A 19,398-nucleotide genomic window follows, 5' to 3' on the forward strand; every position below is an offset into this window, starting at 1 on the left:
TGATCACCCCTAAAAGAAAGAGAGGACATGCCATGTTCGATCCGGCCGACTTCCCCGAGCCCACCCTTGTCTCCGTGAACGGAGTGGAGCTTGAGGTCTTTGAAGCGGGACGACAGAATGCGGGGAAACCCATCGTGCTCTGTCACGGCTGGCCTGAGCACGCCTTTTCCTGGCGCCATCAGATGCCCGCCCTTGCCGCAGCCGGCTACCACGTCATCGTTCCGAACCAGCGCGGTTACGGAAACTCATCCCGTCCGACCGAAGTGACGGAATACGACATCGAACGCCTGTCGAGTGATCTCGTCGCCCTTCTCGATCACTACGGGTACGAGGATGCCACCTTCGTCGGTCACGACTGGGGCGCCATGGTCGTCTGGGGACTGACCCTGCTGCATCCGAATCGGGTCAACAAGGTGATCAACCTGAGCCTGCCCTACCAGGAGCGTGGAGAAAGGCCCTGGATCGAGCTCATGGAGGATGTGCTCGGTGGCGACTTCTACTTCGTCCACTTCAATCGGCAGCCAGGCGTCGCGGACGCCGTGTTCGACGAGAACACCTTCCAGTTCCTTCGTAATCTGTACCGGAAGAACGAGCCCCCCAAGGAACCCCAGCCGGGTATGGCGCTGATCGATCTCGCCAGAGCGGAAACACCACTCGGTGATCCCGTCATGAGCGACGACGAACTGGCCGTTTTCGTCTCCGCCTTCACATCGACGGGATTCACGGGCAGTGTGAATTGGTACCGGAACCTTGACCGCAACTGGCACTTGCTGGCGGACGTGGACCCGATCATCCAAAAGCCCACACTTATGATCTACGGCGACCGGGATGTGATCCAGAGATCGGAAAGGCTGGCGGAGTTCGTGCCCCAGGTGGAAGTGGCCAGTCTGGATTGCGGCCATTGGATCCAGCAGGAAAAGCCCGAAGAAACAAACCGACTGATCACGAAGTGGCTGGAACAGCAGGACGCCGTCTAATCCTCGGGATCCGTTTGTGTCGGGCGTGATGCGGCAGTCCGCCGAGGCCACGCGCGGTCTCGGCGGACGCCTGAAGCTCCCGGCTTCGACGCGCTCGCACCCTGGGCGGCAGCCCCGTAAGCCGGTTCCCCGGATCAGCGAGCGGCGTTCGCCCAGGCGTGCTGCTCCGCCAGGTCGGCCTTGACCTCGGCCAGTTGGACGGCGACCGCGGAGGGGGCCGTACCGCCCCGACCGTTACGGGAGGCGAGCGCGCCCGACACGGTGAGGACCGAGCGGACATCGGGGGTCAGATGGGGAGAGATCTTTGCGAACTGTTCGTCCGTGAGCTCGTCGAGTTCGATGCCGAGGCCCTCGCACTCCTTGACGCACTCCCCCGCGACCTCGTGCGCGACACGGAACGGCACGCCCTGCTTGACCAGCCACTCCGCGATGTCGGTGGCCAGCGAGAAGCCGGCCGGAGCGAGCTCGGCCATCCGCTCCCGGTTCACCGTCAGGGTCGCCATCATGCCGGTGAAGGCGGGGAGCAGCACCTCCAACTGGTCGCACGAGTCGAAGACGGGCTCCTTGTCCTCCTGGAGGTCGCGGTTGTACGCGAGCGGCAGGGCCTTCAACGTGGCCAAGAGGCCGGTGAGGTTGCCGATCAGCCGGCCCGACTTGCCGCGGGCGAGTTCGGCGATGTCCGGGTTCTTCTTCTGCGGCATGATCGACGAGCCGGTGGAGAACGCGTCGTGGAGGGTGACGAAGGAGAACTCCTTCGTGTTCCAGATGATGACCTCCTCGGCGATCCGGGAGAGGTTCACCCCGATCATCGCCGTGATGAAGGCGAACTCGGCGACGAAGTCGCGGGAGGCGGTGCCGTCGATGGAGTTGCCGACGGAGCCGCGCTCGAAGCCGAGGTCGGCGGCGACCGCCTCGGGGTCGAGACCCAGCGATGAGCCGGCCAGCGCACCCGAGCCATACGGGGACACGGCCGTGCGCACATCCCACTGCCGCAACCGCTCGGCGTCCCGGGACAGCGACTGGGCATGGGCGAGCACGTGGTGGGCGAACAGGACGGGCTGGGCGTGCTGGAGGTGGGTGCGCCCGGGCATCGCCACATCGGGGTGGGCTTCGGCGAGGCCCACCAGTGCGTCCTGGAGGTCGGCGATCAGTGTGCCGATGATCCGCGCGTGGTCGCGCAGGTACATCCGGAAGAGCGTGGCGATCTGGTCGTTGCGGGAGCGCCCGGCGCGCAGCTTGCCGCCGAGGTCGGGACCGAGCCGCTCCAGCAGACCCCGCTCCAGCGCGGTGTGCACGTCCTCATCGGCGATGGTGCCGGTGAAGGAGCCATCGGCCACATCGGCTTCGAGCTGGTCGAGGCCGGCCAGCATCCGGGTCAGCTCGTCCTCGGTGAGCAGGCCCGCCGTGTGCAGCACCCGGGCGTGGGCGCGCGATCCGGCGATGTCATAGGGGGCGAGCCGCCAGTCGAAGTGGACGGACGCCGACAGCTTGGCCAGCGCCTCGGCGGGACCGTCGGCGAACCGAGCACCCCAGAGCCGGACATCACCGTTGTTGCTGCTCACAGCTTCAAGCTCCTCGAAGAAAGAGATGTGCGACCGCCTCCCCGCGAAAGGTTACGGGGAGGCGGCTTCTTCACGTGGTGCGCGCGTCGTGTCGCCGGGGGCCCGATCGGCACCGGCGGTTGCGACGGGATCGGACGGTCAGGCCAGGTCCCGCTTGGCCGCGATCTTGGAGGAGAGTCCGAAGATCTCGATGAAGCCCTGGGCCTTCGACTGGTCGAAGGTGTCGCCGGAGTCGTAGGTGGCGAGGTTGAAGTCGTACAGCGACTCGTCCGACTTCCGGCCCGTGACGACGGCCCGGCCGCCGTGCAGGGTCATCCGGATGTCGCCGGTGACGTGCTGGTTGGCCTCGTTGATGAAGCCGTCCAGGGCCCGCTTGAGCGGGGAGAACCACAGGCCGTCGTAGACCATCTCGCCCCAGCGCTGCTCGACCTGCCGCTTGTAGCGGGCCAGCTCGCGCTCGACCGTGACGTTCTCCAGCTCCTGGTGGGCGGTGATCAGTGCGATCGCGCCGGGAGCCTCGTACACCTCACGGGACTTGATGCCGACCAGCCGGTCCTCGACCATGTCGATCCGGCCGATGCCCTGCTCGCCGGCCCGCTCGTTGAGCTGCTGGATCGCCTGGAGGACGGTGACGGGCTTGCCGTCGATGGCGACGGGGACGCCCTCCTTGAAGGAGATGACGACCTCGTCGGCCTCGCGCGGGACGGCGGGGTTGGAGGTGTACTCGTAGATGTCCTCGATCGGCGCGTTCCAGATGTCCTCCAGGAAGCCCGTCTCCACGGCCCGACCGAAGACGTTCTGGTCGATGGAGTACGGGGACTTCTTGGTGGTCGCGATCGGAAGCTGCTTCGCCTCGCAGAAGGCGATCGCCTTGTCCCGGGTCATCGCGTAGTCGCGGACCGGGGCGATGCACTTCAGGTCGGGACCGAGCGCCGAGATACCGGCCTCGAAACGGACCTGGTCATTGCCCTTGCCGGTGCAGCCGTGGGCGACGATGCCGGCGTTGTGCTTGCGGGCTGCGGCGACGAGGTGCTTGACGATCGTGGGCCGGGAGAGCGCGGAGACCAGCGGGTACCGGTCCATGTACAGCGCATTGGCCTTGATCGCCGGGAGGCAGTACTCGTCGGCGAACTCGTCCTTGGCGTCGGCCACCTCGGCTTCCACGGCACCGCAGGCGAGCGCGCGCTTGCGGATGACGTCCAGGTCCTCGCCGCCCTGGCCGACGTCCACGGCAACGGCGATGACCTCGGCGCCCGTCTCCTCGGCGATCCAGCCGATGGCGACGGAGGTGTCCAGACCGCCCGAGTAGGCGAGTACGACGCGCTCGGTCACGGGATTCTCCTTACGGTGCATTCGACGATGGAATAAGTATGCATTCCCTTGCATGATTCGTCAATCCCATGGAGGTGGAGCCCCGCGCGGCGGATAATCCGCCCCATGGGACAGCGATACGAGCGCATCGAGGGCCGCATCAGAACCTTCATCGAGCAACAGCCGGTGTTCTTCACCGCCACCGCCCCGCTGGACGGCGAGGGGCATGTCAACCTCTCCCCCAAGGGCCGCAGCGGCAGCCTCGTCGTCCTCGACGGGCAGACCCTCGCCTATCTGGACTTCGGCGGCAGCGGGGCGGAGACGATCGCGCATCTGCGCGAGGAGGGGAACGGGCGGATCACCCTGATGTGGTGTGCCTTCTCCGGACCGCCGAAAGTGCTGCGGGTGCACGGCAGCGGGGAGGCGATCTTCCGCGACGATCCGCGCTGGCCGGAGCTCATCGGCCATTTCGCGGCGGCCGACGGCCCCGGCGCCCGGGCCGTCGTCGTGGTCCGCGCCCGCCGCATCAGCGACGCCTGCGGATTCGCTGTGCCGTTCATGGACTACCGGGAGGAGCGCACCCAGCACGCCGAGCACTTCGGCCGGAAGTCGGACGAGGAGTTCGCGGCGTACTGCGCGAAGAAGGAGCATGTCGGGGTGAGTCTGGACGGGCTGCCGGCGCTGCCGCTCCCGCTGCCCCAGCGCTCGGCCTAGGTGTATTGACCCGTCCCCAGCCCATCGAGGGCTCGGGGGCGTGGCCCGCCGTCACGGGGCGGGCCCGCCCGTCCTACCGGTCGTTCTGGGCCAACCGCAGCAGATGGTCCGCGAGGGCTTGGCCGCCCAGCGGATCCCTGCTGATCAACATCAGGGTGTCGTCGCCCGCGATGGTGCCGAGGACGTCGTGCAGTTCGGCCTGGTCGATGGCCGAGGCGAGGAACTGGGCAGCGCCCGGAGGAGTGCGCAGGACCACCAGGTTGGCGGACGCCTCGGCGGAGATCAGGAGCTCCCCCGACAGCCTGCGCATCCGCTCCTCCTTGGCCGACCCTCCGAGCGGAGCCTGCGGGGTGCGGAAACCGCCCTCGCTGGGCACGGCGTAGATCAGCTCACCACCGGTGTTGCGGATCTTCACCGCGCCCAACTCGTCCAGGTCCCGCGAGAGCGTCGCCTGGGTGACGCTCAGCCCGCTGTCGGCGAGCAGTTTGGCCAATTGGCTCTGGGAGCGGACCGGCTGTCGGTTGAGGATGTCCACGATCCGGCGGTGGCGTGCCATGCGGGTCTGCGGAACCGCGGGCCCTCCGTGCTCGGTGTCCTGCGCCTCGGTCATCGTCGTCTCATTCTCCGGATCGTCCTTCCCCGTACTTCTCGTTGGCCGTGTCGAGCACACCGGGCCATGCCTGGAGGAACGCGTCCACATCGGCCTCGTCGATGATCAGCGGCGGCATGAGCCGTACGACATCGGGGGCCGGTGCATTCACCAGAAAACCGGCACTCTGAGCCGCGAGCTGCACCTGGGGCGCGAGGGGCTCGTTGAGCACGATACCCAGCAGCAGTCCCGCACCGCGGACATGGGAGACCAGAGGATGCCCGTCGCGGCCTCCCGGACGCTCGATCCCGTCCCTGATCTTCTCCCCGAGACGCTTGACCCGATCGAGGATTCCGTCCTCGGCGAGCGTGTCGAGCACGGCGAGTCCGGCGGCACAGGCAACCGGGTTGCCGCCGAACGTGGTGCCGTGGTGCCCGGGCCGAAGGAGGTCGGCGGCCGGGCCGAAGGCGACGGTCGCACCGAGCGGGAGACCGCCGCCGAGACCCTTGGCGAGGGTCACCACGTCCGGTTCGACGCCCTGGTGCGCCTGGTACTCGAACCAGGAACCGGTCCGTCCGACACCGGTCTGCACCTCGTCGAGGGCGAGCAGCGCACCCGCGGTACGCGTGATCTCCCGAGCGGCTTCGAGATAGCCCGGCGGCGGCACGACGACACCGTTCTCACCCTGGATCGGCTCGATCAGCACCAGGGCGGTGTCCGTGGTCACGGCCGCCCTCAGCGCCTCCACGTCCCCGTACGGAACATGGGTCACCTCGCCGGGCAGCGGGAGGAAGGGGTCGCGCTTGCCGGGTTGGCCGGTGAGGGCCAGCGCGCCCATGGTGCGGCCGTGGAAACCGCCCGTGGTGGCGACCAGGTGAGGACGGCCCGTCAGCCGTCCGATCTTGAAGACGGCCTCGTTCGCCTCCGCACCCGAGTTGCAGAAGAACACGCGACCGGGGCGACCGAAGAGTTCGATGAGCCGCTCAGCGAGCAGTACGGGCGGCTCGGCGACATAGAGGTTGGAGACATGGCCGAGGGCCGCGATCTGCCGGGAGACCGCCTCCACCACGGCGGGGTGTCCGTGCCCGAGGGCGTTCACCGCGATGCCGCCGACGAAGTCGGTGTACTCGGTGCCGTCCGCGTCCCAGACCTTCGCGCCCGCGCCGCGGAGCAAGGACAGTGCGGGCGTGCCGTAGTTGTCGCTCATCACGCCCTGCCAGCGCCGGGCGTACTCCTGGTTGCTCATGCTTCCCCCTGTTCGTCCGCCACGAGCGGATGACCGTCGGGGACGACCATGGTGCCGATCCCCTCGTCGGTGAAGATCTCCAGCAGGATGGAGTGCGGGACCCGGCCGTCGATCACCCGGGCCGTGTTGACTCCGTTGCGCACGGCGAACAGACAGCCCTCCATCTTGGGAACCATTCCGCTGGAGAGGTCCGGTAGCAGCTTCTCCAACTGGGTCGCCGAGAGTCGGCTGATCACCTCGTCGCTGTGGGGCCAGTCCACGTACAGCCCTTCGACGTCCGTGAGGACCATCAGGGTTTCCGCGCCCAGCGCCGCAGCGAGTGCCGCAGCCGCCGTATCAGCATTGACGTTGTAGACATGTCCGTCGTCCTCCGCGCGTGCGATGGAGGAGACGACCGGGATGCGGCCGTCCTCCAACAGCGCCTCGATCGCACCGCTGTCGATCCGGGTGATCTCGCCGACCCGGCCGATGTCGACCAACTCTCCGTCGATCAGCGGCTGGTGCTTGATCGCCGTGATCGTGTGCGCGTCCTCGCCGGTGAGGCCGACGGCGAGCGGCCCGTGCTGGTTCAGCAGCCCGACCAGTTCGCGCTGGACCTGGCCCGCCAGCACCATGCGCACGACGTCCATCGCCTCGGGCGTGGTGACCCGCAGACCGGCCTTGAACTCGCTGACCAGACCGTGCCGGTCCAGCTGCGCACTGATCTGCGGCCCTCCGCCGTGCACCACGACGGGACGCAGCCCGGCCTGGCGCAGGAAGACCACGTCCTGGGCGAATGCGGCCTTCAGGTCCTCGTCGACCATGGCGTTGCCACCGAACTTGACGACGACGACCTTGCCGTTGTGCCTGGTCAGCCAGGGCAGGGCCTCGATGAGGATCTGCGCCTTGGGCAGAGCGGTGTGCTTGCGGGTGCTCATGGGTGTGAAGGTCCCCGAATCCTCAGGAGGAGTAGGCGCTGTTCTCATGGACGTAGTCCGCGGTCAGATCGTTCGCCCAGATGACGGCGGACTGGGAGCCGGCGGAGAGATCCGCGGTGATCTTCACCTCGCGGTAGCGCATGTCGACCAGGTCGCGGTCCTCGCCGACACCCCCGTTCCGACAGACCCAGACGTCGTTGATGGCCACGTTGAGCTGATCCGGCTCGAAGGCCGCCTGGGTGGTGCCGATGGCGGAGAGCACCCGGCCCCAATTGGGGTCCTCGCCGTGGATGGCGCACTTCAGCAGGTTGTTGCGGGCGATGGAACGACCCACCTCGACGGCGTCGTCCTCCGTGGCCGCACCGATCACCTCGATGCGGATGTCCTTGGACGCCCCCTCCGCATCACCGATCAGCTGACGGGCCAGATCGTCACAGACCTCGCGGACGGCCGCGGCGAACGGCTCGTACTCCGGGACCACACCGGATGCACCGGATGCGAGGAGCAGCACCGTGTCGTTGGTGGACATGCAGCCGTCGGAGTCGATCCGGTCGAACGTCAACCGGGTCGCGTCACGCAGTGCCTTGTCGAGGGCGGCGGGCTCCAGGTCGGCGTCCGTGGTGAGCACGACCAGCATGGTGGCGAGCCCCGGGGCGAGCATCCCCGCGCCCTTGGCCATCCCGCCGACCGTCCATCCCCCGCCCTCGCGGACCGCGGTCTTGTGGACGGTGTCCGTGGTCTTGATGGCGATGGCGGCCTTCTCGCCGCCGTGCTCCGAGAGTTGGCCGGCGGCCGTCTCGATGCCGGGCAGCAGTTTGTCCATGGGCAGGAGGAGGCCGATCAGCCCGGTGGACGCGACGGCGATCTCACCCGCGCTGTGCCCGGCGAGGACCTCGGCCGCCTTCTCGGCGGTGGCGTGGGTGTCCTGGAAGCCCTGGGGGCCGGTGCAGGCGTTGGCGCCACCGGAGTTCAGGACGACCGCTGTGACCGCACCGCCCTTGAGCACCTGCTCCGACCACAGGACCGGCGCGGCCTTGACCCGGTTGGACGTGAACACTCCCGCGGCGGCCCTGCGCGGCCCCTCGTTGACGACCAGTGCCAGGTCGGGGTTGCCGCTCTCCTTGATTCCGGCGGCGATGCCCGCCGCGGTGAACCCCTTGGCTGCGGTGACGCTCACTGTGTCTCCCTCTCGGCTGCTTCGCGCGCACGGCGCGCCCCTACGGTCTTCGTCTCCACCACTGGTGCGCTGTTGCGACCCACCCTCGGCACCTCCCGGGCGCGCGGAGCCCCACCCGACCGGCCCCGTGCCACGGTCACGGCGCGAGTCCGACCAGGGGCAGGCCCATGCCTTCGGGCAGTCCGAGGGCGATGTTCATGCTCTGGATCGCACCGCCCGCCGTTCCCTTGGTGAGGTTGTCGATGGCGCTGATCGCGATGATGCGGTGCGCGCTCTCGTCGAAGGCGACCTGGAGGTGCACCGCGTTGGCGCCGGCAACATGTGCGGTCGCCGGCCACTGCCCCTCGGGCAGGAGGTGTACGAAGGGTTCGTCCGCATACGCCTTGGCATAGGCGTCCCGCACATCCTGCGCGGTGGTTCCCGGCTTGGCCTTGGTGGAGCAGGTGGCGAGGATGCCGCGTGCCATCGGTGCCAGGGTCGGCGTGAACGACACGCTGACCCGCTCCCCCGCCACCGCACTGAGGTTCTGGATCATCTCCGGGGTGTGCCGGTGGCCGCCGCCCACTCCGTACGGACTCATCGAGCCCATCACCTCGGAACCGAGGAGATGGGTCTTGGGAGCCTTGCCGGCACCGGAAGTACCGGAGGCTGCGGTGATGACGGCTTCCGGTTCCGCCAGGTCCGCGACGTACGCGGGGAAGAGGGCCAGCGATACGGCCGTGGGATAGCAGCCGGGGACCGCGATGCGCTTGGACCCCTCCAGCGCGGCGCGGGCACCCGGCAGTTCGGGAAGGCCGTACGGCCAGGTTCCGGCGTGGGGCGAACCGTAGAATCGTTCCCAGTCGCCGGCGTCCGCGAGTCGGAAGTCGGCACCCATGTCGACGACGAGGACGTCGTCCCCCAGCTGTTCGGCCACGGCGGCGGACTGCCCGTGCGGCAGCGCCAGGAACACCACGTCATGGCCGGCCAGCACGTCGGGCGTGGTGGCCTCAAGGACCCGATCGGCCAGTGGCAACAGATGGGGCTGGAGACTTCCGATGGTCTGCCCCGCGTTGGAGTTGCCCGTCAGCGCGCCGACCTCGACCCCGGGGTGTGCGGTCAGCAGTCGGAGCACCTCTCCGCCCGCATATCCGCTGGCACCGGCCACTGCTGCTCGAACCACCATCGAACCTCCTCATCGATGGCATGACTATACGCAGGCCGGAAGTTTTATGCAATGAGCCCTCGGGGGCGGCGACCGGGGGCGGGACCGAGCGCCTGAGCCGACCCCTGACCGGGCCGGTCGGCCGCACTGGGCGCTCGTGTGCGCCGTCCCGGCGGGTGCAGGCGCGGGGCCGTCAGCGGCGGTACGCCGGCCGCCGTGGGGGTCGTGATCCCTTGGCGAGATGGCGCCGTTCCCGTGATTCCGGAACCGCGCCGTGGACGGGGCCGTCTCCACGGAGGCATTCTGCGCGGACGCTCCGGACGGGGCACGTGGGTGGGGAGAAGAGTGAAAGAGACTGGGTTGACCTGTGCATGTCCCGGCGCGCTCGGGGTGACGTGCGGAGGAGGAGTGGTGAGGCGGGATGGGGTGCGGACCCGTGCAACTGCCCGCGCGAGAGGGCTGGGTGCCGGCGCACAGACCTCCCTCGGTGTCGCGTACTTGATGGTTGTCCTGTTCTGGAACGAGCCCGCCCCGCGGTGGAGCGTCCTGGTGCCCCTGGGCCTCGCCGTGGTGCTCGCGGTAGCTTGGGTTCTGGCCTCCCGCGCCGCCGGCCCCACCCCGGGCCCGGCCCCGGCGGATACGACCGCCGATGCGGCCCGCGCGGACACCACAGGGCAGGCCCCGCCGCCGATCCCGGCGAAGCTCCCCCTGGTGAAGAGGAATGCGGGAGCTACCGCCTCCCGGTACCTGGCGCTGTGGACACCGTTCTTCGTCGCGCTGGCAGCGGCGAGCGTCGCACCACCCCTCGAAGAGAACCCGCCCAGCGCCGCGGTGCTCACCGTGGTCCTGCTCCCTGGCCTCACCGGAGCCCTCGGCCTCGTCCTCACCTACTTCTGCCATGACCTGATCGGCAGGACCGTCCAAGCCCCGTTCACCCAGCTCCGCGACGACGCCGCCGGCGGCAGGGTGCGCGCGATACGCGTACGCGTCGACGCCGCCGTGGCAGACCTCCGCCCCCACGGTTCCCGCTCCCCCTCGACGGACGTCCACGAGCACTACCTCGCTCTGACACAGCACGAGACCGATCCCGGTGGGAAGCCCCGGGAGGAACTCCGCTTCGGGCCCATGGAAGGCGGTGACGTCCACGAGACCGGCAGGCGCCACCTGTGGGACTCCGTGCCTCATGCCGTGGGGCAAGACGCCTGGCTGTGCTGGCCCAAGAACTGGGAACCCATCCACCACAGGTACGGTCTGCGGAACGTGGTCATGCCCGCGGCGCTGGTGACCGACAGCGGGCACATCGTGTGGGGCCGCACCGGCAGCCAGGAGTGGGTCCCTCACCTCAGGGAACGCCGCGCCCCCCTCCAGCAGACCGACCCCGGCCGCACGGTCTCCCCTCCACCACGCCCCTCCCGCTACGACGCCACCCAGACCCCCCGGCAACTGCTGGTGCTCCTGCCCGCCGCACTGCTGGCCGTTCTCTGCCTCACCGGCACCCTCACCGGAGGAGCGGCGGCAGGCGCGGTGGCCGCCGTCCCCTTTCTGCTCGTCGGCCCCATGTTCCTCCCGGGGTACGCAGGCCCCGGCCTTGCCTGGATGACGATCCGGGACGAAGAGGACTGAACCCGGCGCCCAGGCGGCTCACGGCAGACAGCGCGCATCCTCACCCGAGAGCCTAAAAGGCCGGCTGCTCCCGCTCCGGTGCCGCCATGACGGTGGCCCCATCGCAGCCGGTGCATAGGATCGCCGGCATGGGACTGCGACCTGTTCAGGTGAACATCAAGGCTCTCGATCACTCGGCGGTCGGCCGGTTCTGGGCGGAGGCGCTCGGCTGGAGTGCCTACGGCGGGGCATCCGGTGTGACGACCTACGTCGGACCCACCGGCGGACTCGTCTGGCCGGATCCGGTCTCCATCGGCATCGACGTCGTTGCCGTCCCAGAAGGCAAGACGCCGACGAAGAACCGCGTGCACCTCGATCTCGCCACCACCTCCGCCGTCCATCAGACCGAGTTGATCGCGCGCCTGAAGGCGCTCGGTGCGACGCCCGCCCACGTGGGCCAGGGCGACGTGCCGTGGACGGTCCTCACGGATCTTGAGGGCAACGAATTCTGCGTACTGGAGCCGCGGGAGGTCTACCGGGACACCGGACCGATCGCCGCGGTGGTGGTCGACTGCGTGGATCCACGGGACATGGCCCGGTTCTGGGGCGGGGCGATGGACTGGCCCCTGCACGAGGTGACCGACGATCACGCGGTGTTCCGCTCCGCCGAGGGTGTCGGTCCGTACCTCGAATTCCTCCGCACGCCCGACGTGAAGACCGTGCCGGACCGCGTCCACCTCGACCTGCTGCCGCGCCCCGGTGACGACGGGTCAGCAGAGGTGGACCGACTCCGGGACCTCGGAGCCACCGACCTCGATCTCGGCCAGGGCGACGTGCCGTGGACGGTCCTCATCGACCCGGAGGGGCACGAACTCTGCGTCCTCGCGCTGCCCTGAGCGGAAGGGCCGGCGGTCCCACCCCGGCGTACAAAGCCGGCGCCACGGCAGGGCGGCAACACGCCGTGCGCATCGATCAGGATTCGAGAAGCCTCCGCCGCCCCGGCACGACTACCGTCGAAGCACCTCGTACGAAGCACGACCAGGAGGATGCAGCGATGACCGCGAAGGGCACCGGAGGCTTCTCCGACGTTGAGCGCGCCGCCATGAAGGAGCGCGCGGCGGAGCTGAAGAAGGAGGCGGGCCGCGGTCGCGGCGACAAGAAGGCCGCCGAGGCGCTGGACGTCCTGTCGAAGATCGCGGAGATGGCGGACCCCGACCGCGCCGTGGCCGAACGCATCCACGCCATCGTGACCGCCACCGCCCCCGAACTGGCGCCGAAACTCTGGTACGGACAGCCGGCCTACGCAAGGAAAGGAAAGGTCGTGTGCTTCTTCCGCAGTGGCCAGACCGATAAGGAGCGTTACTCCACCTTCGGTTTCACCCCCGAGGCGGGGCTCGACGAGGACGGCGGCCTCTGGCCCACCGCGTACGCCGTGACCGAGTTGAGCGGTGAGGCGGAGAAGACGATCACCTCGCTCGTCAAGAAGGCCGTCGGCTGACACGGCGCCGCGCCTCAACCCCCCTGCCCCGGCCCCGGTCCCGATCGACGAGAGTCGCGGTCGAGGAGAGTCGCGATAGACGAGGATGACGGACGGTCGCCGACCGTCCGTGCGAGGCGCTCAGTCACCACGGGGGTGGCTGAGCGTCCAGGACGGATGCCGTGCGCCGGTACTCACCCGGCGGCACGCCGTACGCAGCGCGGAACGCACGGCTGAAGTCCGCAGGATGTCGAAACCCCCACCGGAGGCCGATCTCCCCCACCGTCCTGCGGCAAAGCCGCGGATCGGCGAGATCGGCCCGACTGCGTTCGAGTCTGCGCCGACGGATGGTGGCGCCGACTGTCTCGGGCTGTTGTCGAAACAGTTGGTGCAGCAGTCGCACGGAGATGTGGTGGTGTGCGGCGATGGTCACCGGCCCCAGTTCGGGATCGGCCAGGTAGTGGTCGATGTGTGCCAGGACGCGGGTCAGCAGGACCTGGCGACGGGCCTCGGCCGACAGCGTGGACGCTCCGTCGAGCCGGGTGGCCAGGAAGTCGGAGACGAGATGGAACCCCACCGCGCCGAGGCGGAGTAGTTCCGCCTCGTCGCAGTGGGCCGCGTTGGCCCGTAGGCCGGCCAGGTAGGAGACGAGCAGCGCCCCGGTCCCGGCGCGGGTGGGCAGCCGAGTGCTCAGCAGCGCGTTCGTCCGTTCGTGCGGGAGGGGCATCGCGGCGCGGGGCAGCCGGACCAAGGTGAGTCTGCACTGTCGTCCCTGGTCCTGGAACTCGCAGGCGAGCGGGTCCCAGGTGTCGAACAGGGCCATGTCACCGGCTTGGAGGAGGGTGGTGTTCCGCCGCTGCTCCAGACCGATCGGGCTGCCGTGCACCAGGACGAGGAAGTACGACTCGGGGTCGCCCCTTCTGATGTGGGTCCGGGTGCGTCGGGCGGACATCGGCGAGAAGGAGAACGTCGACACTTCCGTGTGGGCCAGTTGCAGCGAGATGGCCCGCCCCTCGAAGCGGTCTGCGCGATCGCAGCTGATGGCGACCGGCATGACCGCATCGGCCACCATTGAGCTCCACCAGCCGAGCCGGTCCCCCGGGCTGACGCTGTCCGCCCGGACCCGGGTCACGCCCGTCGCCGTCATCGCACCCCCGAGTCCGTCCACGGCCGGGCTCCATGCTCCGCGGCACCGGCCGGCCCGGTAAAGGACGCCTCCGGTCAGTTCGCGTGCACTACAGGCCAACATCTCGTGCGCTCATTGCTGGAGCCAGCGGGGGATCGCCGCCCGGATACTCGGTGCCGCACCTCCCGCACACACCCCTACCTCGTAGGAGACACGTTGAACAGCAGGCGCACTCTCATGGGCAGGACCGTTCGCGGTGCTGCCGCGCTCCTCGCCGCAGCCGGTCTTGTCCTGGTGTCGGCGAGCACCTCCACCGCGGGTCCGGCCGCCCCGCCCATTTCGTCCACACCGCCGGCGTCCACCGCGGGCGGCGCTGCCGCCGGCGGGTTAGGCACCCTCGCGGCGACGAAGGCCGTGGGCGCGTCCGCCGTCTACACGGTTCGGCTGCGCAACGTCGCCACGGGATTCTGTGTCGACGACAGCAACATCGGACTGCGGCACTTCGGCTGCCAGACCCAGACCGGGCCGTACGCCAACTACCAGAAGTTCGACTTCATCACCGTGGCCCCGTACACGTACGTGCTGCGTAACTGGGCCACCGGACTCTGCGTGGACGACAGCAACATCGGACTGCGGCACTTCGGCTGCCAGAGCCAGAGCGGACCGTACGCCAACTACCAGCGGTTCGTGCTGATCGGGGCTCCCGGCGGGACGAACGTCCTGCGCAATGTCGCCACCGGACTGTGCATCGACGACAGCAACATCGGACTGCGGCACTTCGGCTGTCAGAACCAGAGCGGACCGTACGCCAACTACCAGCGGTTCCACCTCGACACCTACTGATCCGGTGACGGAGTGCGCCGACTGCTCACGGTCGGCGCACCCGCTGGTGCGATCCATGCCCGGGCATCGCCCGTCCGGTGGACGGCGGCGGGCGCCCCGGCTGACCATGGAAGGGACCCGTCGAACCCGGGGGAAGCAACCACGGGGAGGCACCAGTGGTGGACACCGAGGGACCTGACGTCCTGGTCGTGGGAGCCGGACCGGTCGGACTGACCGCGGCGGCGGAGCTCAGCCGCCGAGGAGTGTCGTGCCGCATCATCGACAAACTGCCGGCCCGATTGCCGTTCGCGAAGGCCGTCGGCATCCAACCGCGCACGCTGGAGATCTGGGACCGCATGGGCCTCGTGCGATCGGCCCTGGACGCGGCGGTCCCGATGCGCGGGCAGTTGGCGTACGTCAACGGCGTCGAGCAGGCCCGGATCGAACTCGTCCTGCCGCCCGAGGTGCCGTACGGCTTCGCAGCACTGCCCCAGTACGAGACCGAGCGCATCCTTGAGGAGTTCCTGGCGGGCTTCGGAACCCGCGTCGAGCGCGACTGCGAGCTGGTGTCCTTCGCCCAGGACGGCGAAGGGGTCACCAGCTCGCTGGTCACACCGACCGGGACGCAGGAGGAGGTCCGCTCGCGGTACCTGGTGGGCTGCGACGGCGCCCACAGTGTCGTACGGAAGGCGCTCGGGCTCACCTTCGAGGGCGGCGCCTTCCCCGAGGAGTACATGCTGGCCGATGTGGCGGTCGACTGGAACCTGCCCGTCGGATACGGCGTACGGGCCGTGCACCGCGGCGCCGACCGCTCGATCGACGACCTCCTGGTGTGCATTCCGCTCCCCGGTCCGGGGCGCTACCGCATGTCGATGCTGGTGCCGCCCGAGCTCTCGACCACGCCCGGGGAGGACCGGGGCGCGCCCCGGGGAGACGGGGTCACGCACGGGCTGGAGGGCGGCCGGGTGCCCGTGCTCGCCGACGTCCAGACGGTGCTGGACCGGTTGTCACCACGACCGACCACGGCATCCGCATTGCGCTGGTCGTCGGTGTTCCGCATCAGCCACCGCTTGGTGGACCGGTACGCGGACGGCCGGGTGTTCGTCGCGGGGGACGCCGCGCACATCCATCCGCCGACGGGTGCGCAAGGAATGAACACCGGCATCCAGGACGCCTACAACCTGGCGTGGAAACTCGCCCTCGTACTGACCGGCGCCGCGGGGCCGCACCTGCTCGGCAGCTATGACGTCGAGCGACGTCCGATCGGCGAGGAGGTCGTCGCCCGGACGGTCCGGCATGCCGGCGAAGGGGTCCAGGCCGACCGCAGCGATCCGCAGACCCTGTTGCTGCGGGAGGCGCAGCTCCTCGTCGAGTACCGGGACAGTCCGCTGGTGGGTCCACCCGACCCGACTGCGCAGGACGGCCCCCAGCCGGGTGACCGCGCCCCGGACTGCGCCGGTCTCACCCGGGACATCGCCGCCTATCCCGTCCGGCTCCACGAGCTGCTCCGGGACCGTGAACACGTACTGCTGTGGTACGACAATGATCCGGGCGGTTCGTTCGATGACGTCACCGAGTCGGTCGCCGCTGCCGAGGAACTGTCGCCCGGCCGGCTGGAGACCTGTCTGGTCCTGGCGAACGCGGTGCCGAACCGTCGCAGTGGGAAGGTGCCCGTCTATCGCGACGGTGCGGGCGAGTTCGCCCGCGTCTACGGGGTGGAACGGCCGACGGCGTTCGTGGTGCGCCCGGACGGCCATCTCGGCGCCCGTCTCTGTCCACCGACCGCCGCAGAACTGGCCGCGCAGCTCCGGGGTGTGTTCCGGGTCTGAGGGCGTGCCCCCAGACCGCCGCTCACTTGAGGCGCGGCCGGGGACGGGGTCAGGCGTCGGAGCGGCCCGGCTTCTGGTCGCGCGCCCCGTTCTTCTCCTTCACCTGCGCGGCCTTCTCCTTGATCCGCACGGCTTCCTTGCGGACTTCGGCCTGGGTGTCGCGCTCCTGCTGGAGCCACCGGGGGTTGTCGTCCTTCAGGGCGTCGATCTGCTCGGTGGTGAGGGCCTCGGTGACCCCGCCCCGGGCGAGGCCGGCGATGGAGACGCCCAGCTTGGCCGCGACCACGGGCCGGGGGTGCGGGCCGTTGCGCCGCAGGTTCTGGAGCCACTCGGGCGGGTCGGTCTGCAACGCGTTCAGTTCGGTGCGTGAGACGACACCCTCCTGGAACTCGGCAGGGGTGGCCTGGAGGTACACACCCAGCTTCTTCGCCGCGGTGGCGGGCTTCATCGTTTGGGTGGTCTGGTGCGACGTCATGGTGTCAAGGGTAGCGAGCGTGTGCGATGCCTTCGACCACGACCGGTTAACCTGGCCTGGTGACAGGCTCGGAAGCACCCCCCTCATTTCGGCTCGCGTACGTTCCGGGCGTGACGCCGACCAAGTGGGTCCGCATCTGGCACGAGCGGCTTCCGGCGGTCCCCCTGACGCTGGTCCCGGTGTCCGCCGCCGAGGCTGCCGATGTGTTGCGCGCCCGTGGTGTCGACGCCGGGTTCGTCCGTCTGCCGATCGACCGGACGGATCTGAGCGCCATTCCGCTGTACACGGAGACGACGGTGGTCGTGGTTCCCAAGGACCACGTGGTGGCAGCGGTCGACGAGGTGTCCCCCGACGACCTCGCCGACGAGATCGTGTTGCACCCCCTCGACGACACCCTCACATGGGAGCAGCGGCCGGGGGTGGCCGCCAAGGAGCGCCCGAACACCACCGCCGACGCGATCGAATTGGTGGCCGCCGGAGTGGGGGTGCTCGTCGTCCCGCAATCGATCGCCCGACTGCACCACCGCAAGGACCTCACCTATCGGACGGTGGTGGACGCACCCGAGTCCCGGGTGGCGCTGTCCTGGCCCGAGGACGCGACCACGGACCTGGTGGAGCAGTTCATCGGGATCGTGCGGGGTCGGACGGTCAACAGCTCCCGCGGCCGACAGCCGACCACTCAGACCAGTCCGTCTGCTCAGACCGCTGCGACCAAGGGCAAGCGTCCCGATGCGGGCGCGGCCCGCAAGAAGCCCACGCCGGGCAAGAAGCCCGTGGGCCGGGGCAGCCGCGCGGGCTCCGGCGGCGCCAGGGGCACGGGCAAGGGCAAGCCGCGCCGCCGCTCCTCGTGAGCTGAGGTCGGGCCCGCACGGGGTCGCCACCGCTTCGTCGGCGGACGGTGACACAGCGGGGCCGTGGCCCGCCGCTCGGCCGTGGACGTACGGTCAGCGACTGACATATGTTCCCCCAACGCCCGATCTTGTACGGGTCGTTCCGCTTTCTGTGGCCGTGGGGGGTCAATCGTCATGCTCGCTGCCAAGAAACTGCCTTCGCTTCCTCCACTCCCTTCCCAGGTGCGAAGAACGCCGCGCCTCATGCTGATGGCCGTGGGGGGAATGCTGGCGGTGGTCGCCCTGACGGATCTCTACGCGATCTACCGCGGCTGGCAGGTCCACTCGCTGACCCCGACGGTCGAGGGCATCACCTTCACCGCTCAGGAGCGGTTGGACGACGCCCAACGGACGTACAACTTCGCCGGCACGATCCAGTTCAACGCGTACGTCGGCTGTGGGATCGCCTTCATCGTCTGGTTCCACCGGATGCGCCGCAACGCTGCGGTGTTCGCGCCGAACGCGTTCCGCCAGGGTCCGGGTTGGGCCATCGGCTCCTGGTTCATCCCCGGAGTGAACCTGGTGCTTCCCTACCTCATCGCCCGTACCGTCTGGAGTGCGGTCTCCCGGCCCGCTGCCGACGGCAAGACCGTGTCCTGGCCGCTGCACGTCTGGTGGGGCCTGTACGTCGTCAGCCTTCTGTCCCTCGGTCTCACCGGCCAGATCTACGGGGCCGCCGACACCTTCGCGGGGCAGCGGACGGGCTTGCTCCTGCTGATGGCGGCCGATGTCCTGGACATCGTCGCAGCCGGGATGGCCGCGTACTTCGTCATCCGGCTGACGGACGCGATGGACTCCACAGCGGCTGCGGCACGACCCGCTTGAGGGGTGCCCGGCGGAACTCGTCGGTCAGACCAGCTTCTTCGCTTCGTTCAGGGACGGTACGGAACCGAGGCTGAACTCATGGAGGTCGCCGAACACCTCGATGCGCAGGGACTGATCGATCCCGCCCACCCTCAGCGGGTCGAAGCCGGCCGCGCGGATCAGGTCAGCGACCGTTCGGCCCGCGGCCTCGTCGTCGGTGGCGTAGAACCCCACAGCCTGGTCCGGGGAGCGGCGGGCGGCCGAGGTGAGGGAATCCGCGGTGAGGGTGCCGAACGCCTTCACCGCTCGGGCCCCGGGGGGAAGCAGTGCCGCGATGGTCGCGCCCGCCGACTCGTTCTCCGGGATGGTCTTGGAGAACTCCCCCTGCTCGTTCTGGGCGATCGGGTTGGACGGGTCCACGACGATCTTCCCGGCGAGCCGGTCGCCGTACCGCTCCACGAGTTCCTTGATGCTGTCGAACCAGACGGCCAGGATCACGGTGTCCGCCGCCTCCACGGCTTCGTCCACGGTCACGGCGGTGGCCCGCTCGCCGAGTCTGGTGGCGAGGGCACGGGCGTCATCGAGGTTGCGGCTGGCGACCAGAACGTTCTCGCCGCCCGTGACCAGATTGGCGGCCAGGCGGGACCCGATGTTGCCCGTGCCCACGATCGCGGTCGTCATGGGGAGCTCCTCGTAGGCGTAGGGACGTACCGGGCCAGTAGAACCCCGTCACGCC

General features: G+C 69.3%; 19 protein-coding genes. 9 read left to right on the plus strand and 10 right to left on the minus strand.

Annotated elements, in window-relative coordinates:
- Positions 1-32: 32 nt before the first annotated feature.
- A complete protein-coding gene (locus tag ABZ348_RS27130) occupies positions 33-977 on the plus strand; it encodes an alpha/beta hydrolase (protein ID WP_358937340.1) in 945 nt (314 codons plus the stop codon).
- 134 nt (positions 978-1,111) lie between these two features.
- On the opposite strand, the gene argH is transcribed toward ABZ348_RS27130, so the two are convergent.
- Together argH and ABZ348_RS27140 are read right to left on the minus strand one after the other, a co-directional pair.
- Complete coding sequence (gene argH, locus ABZ348_RS27135; protein WP_358937342.1) at positions 1,112-2,539, minus strand: argininosuccinate lyase; 1,428 nt, start codon at positions 2,537-2,539, stop codon at positions 1,112-1,114.
- A 138-nt stretch (positions 2,540-2,677) separates the two neighbouring features.
- Complete coding sequence (locus tag ABZ348_RS27140) at positions 2,678-3,871, minus strand: argininosuccinate synthase (protein WP_358937344.1); 1,194 nt, start codon at positions 3,869-3,871, stop codon at positions 2,678-2,680.
- A gap of 105 nt (positions 3,872-3,976) precedes the next feature.
- Between ABZ348_RS27140 and ABZ348_RS27145 the strand changes: the two genes are divergently transcribed.
- Entirely contained in the window at positions 3,977-4,564 is a 588-nt protein-coding gene (locus tag ABZ348_RS27145; protein WP_358937346.1) for a pyridoxamine 5'-phosphate oxidase family protein, read from the plus strand.
- A gap of 73 nt (positions 4,565-4,637) precedes the next feature.
- Here ABZ348_RS27145 and ABZ348_RS27150 read toward each other — a convergent pair whose 3' ends face one another.
- The 5 genes from ABZ348_RS27150 to argC all read right to left on the minus strand — a co-directional run bounded on the left by ABZ348_RS27150 (position 4,638) and on the right by argC (position 9,658).
- The gene (locus tag ABZ348_RS27150) at positions 4,638-5,174 is read right to left on the minus strand and encodes an arginine repressor (protein ID WP_358937347.1); all 537 of its coding nucleotides are present in this window, start codon (positions 5,172-5,174) and stop codon (positions 4,638-4,640) included.
- 7 nt (positions 5,175-5,181) lie between these two features.
- A complete protein-coding gene (locus ABZ348_RS27155) occupies positions 5,182-6,399 on the minus strand; it encodes an acetylornithine transaminase (RefSeq protein WP_358937349.1) in 1,218 nt (405 codons plus the stop codon).
- Positions 6,396-7,316 (minus strand): acetylglutamate kinase, encoded by a 921-nt coding sequence (gene argB / locus ABZ348_RS27160; protein WP_358937351.1) that lies wholly within the window; start codon positions 7,314-7,316, stop codon positions 6,396-6,398. The genes ABZ348_RS27155 and argB overlap by 4 nt, the downstream gene beginning before the upstream one ends.
- A gap of 22 nt (positions 7,317-7,338) precedes the next feature.
- Positions 7,339-8,493, minus strand: coding sequence for a bifunctional glutamate N-acetyltransferase/amino-acid acetyltransferase ArgJ (gene argJ / locus ABZ348_RS27165; protein WP_358937353.1), 1,155 nt, complete (start codon positions 8,491-8,493; stop codon positions 7,339-7,341).
- Positions 8,494-8,629: 136 nt separating this feature from the next.
- Complete coding sequence (argC, locus tag ABZ348_RS27170; RefSeq protein WP_358937355.1) at positions 8,630-9,658, minus strand: N-acetyl-gamma-glutamyl-phosphate reductase; 1,029 nt, start codon at positions 9,656-9,658, stop codon at positions 8,630-8,632.
- A 480-nt stretch (positions 9,659-10,138) separates the two neighbouring features.
- Here argC and ABZ348_RS27175 point away from each other — a divergent pair, with 480 nt between their 5' ends.
- The 3 genes from ABZ348_RS27175 to ABZ348_RS27185 all read left to right on the plus strand — a co-directional run bounded on the left by ABZ348_RS27175 (position 10,139) and on the right by ABZ348_RS27185 (position 12,737).
- The gene (locus ABZ348_RS27175; RefSeq protein ID WP_358937357.1) at positions 10,139-11,260 is read left to right on the plus strand and encodes a hypothetical protein; all 1,122 of its coding nucleotides are present in this window, start codon (positions 10,139-10,141) and stop codon (positions 11,258-11,260) included.
- 128 nt (positions 11,261-11,388) lie between these two features.
- Positions 11,389-12,135: a VOC family protein gene (locus tag ABZ348_RS27180; protein ID WP_358937359.1), complete on the plus strand. Its 747-nt coding sequence runs from the start codon at positions 11,389-11,391 to the stop codon at positions 12,133-12,135.
- Positions 12,136-12,293: 158 nt separating this feature from the next.
- Entirely contained in the window at positions 12,294-12,737 is a 444-nt protein-coding gene (locus ABZ348_RS27185) for a DUF1801 domain-containing protein (RefSeq protein WP_358937360.1), read from the plus strand.
- A gap of 124 nt (positions 12,738-12,861) precedes the next feature.
- Here the strand turns inward: ABZ348_RS27185 and ABZ348_RS27190 are convergent, their stop codons facing one another.
- Complete coding sequence (locus ABZ348_RS27190) at positions 12,862-13,884, minus strand: helix-turn-helix domain-containing protein (protein WP_358937362.1); 1,023 nt, start codon at positions 13,882-13,884, stop codon at positions 12,862-12,864.
- 195 nt (positions 13,885-14,079) lie between these two features.
- Here ABZ348_RS27190 and ABZ348_RS27195 point away from each other — a divergent pair, with 195 nt between their 5' ends.
- Together ABZ348_RS27195 and ABZ348_RS27200 are read left to right on the plus strand one after the other, a co-directional pair.
- Entirely contained in the window at positions 14,080-14,685 is a 606-nt protein-coding gene (locus tag ABZ348_RS27195; RefSeq protein WP_358937364.1) for a hypothetical protein, read from the plus strand.
- A gap of 155 nt (positions 14,686-14,840) precedes the next feature.
- Entirely contained in the window at positions 14,841-16,493 is a 1,653-nt protein-coding gene (locus tag ABZ348_RS27200; protein ID WP_358937366.1) for an FAD-dependent monooxygenase, read from the plus strand.
- A 49-nt stretch (positions 16,494-16,542) separates the two neighbouring features.
- On the opposite strand, the gene ABZ348_RS27205 is transcribed toward ABZ348_RS27200, so the two are convergent.
- Positions 16,543-16,968, minus strand: a complete 426-nt coding sequence (locus ABZ348_RS27205; protein WP_358937367.1) for a DUF5997 family protein — start codon at positions 16,966-16,968, stop codon at positions 16,543-16,545.
- 59 nt (positions 16,969-17,027) lie between these two features.
- Between ABZ348_RS27205 and ABZ348_RS27210 the strand changes: the two genes are divergently transcribed.
- Together ABZ348_RS27210 and ABZ348_RS27215 are read left to right on the plus strand one after the other, a co-directional pair.
- Positions 17,028-17,819: a LysR substrate-binding domain-containing protein gene (locus ABZ348_RS27210; protein WP_358937368.1), complete on the plus strand. Its 792-nt coding sequence runs from the start codon at positions 17,028-17,030 to the stop codon at positions 17,817-17,819.
- Between the two features lie 243 nt (positions 17,820-18,062).
- Positions 18,063-18,683, plus strand: a complete 621-nt coding sequence (locus ABZ348_RS27215) for a DUF4328 domain-containing protein (RefSeq protein WP_358937370.1) — start codon at positions 18,063-18,065, stop codon at positions 18,681-18,683.
- 24 nt (positions 18,684-18,707) lie between these two features.
- Here ABZ348_RS27215 and ABZ348_RS27220 read toward each other — a convergent pair whose 3' ends face one another.
- Positions 18,708-19,343: an NAD(P)-binding domain-containing protein gene (locus ABZ348_RS27220; RefSeq protein WP_358937372.1), complete on the minus strand. Its 636-nt coding sequence runs from the start codon at positions 19,341-19,343 to the stop codon at positions 18,708-18,710.
- Between the last annotated feature and the right edge of the window lie 55 nt (positions 19,344-19,398).

The organism is Streptomyces sp. NPDC005963 (genome assembly GCF_040638655.1).
Classification (GTDB): domain Bacteria; phylum Actinomycetota; class Actinomycetes; order Streptomycetales; family Streptomycetaceae; genus Streptomyces.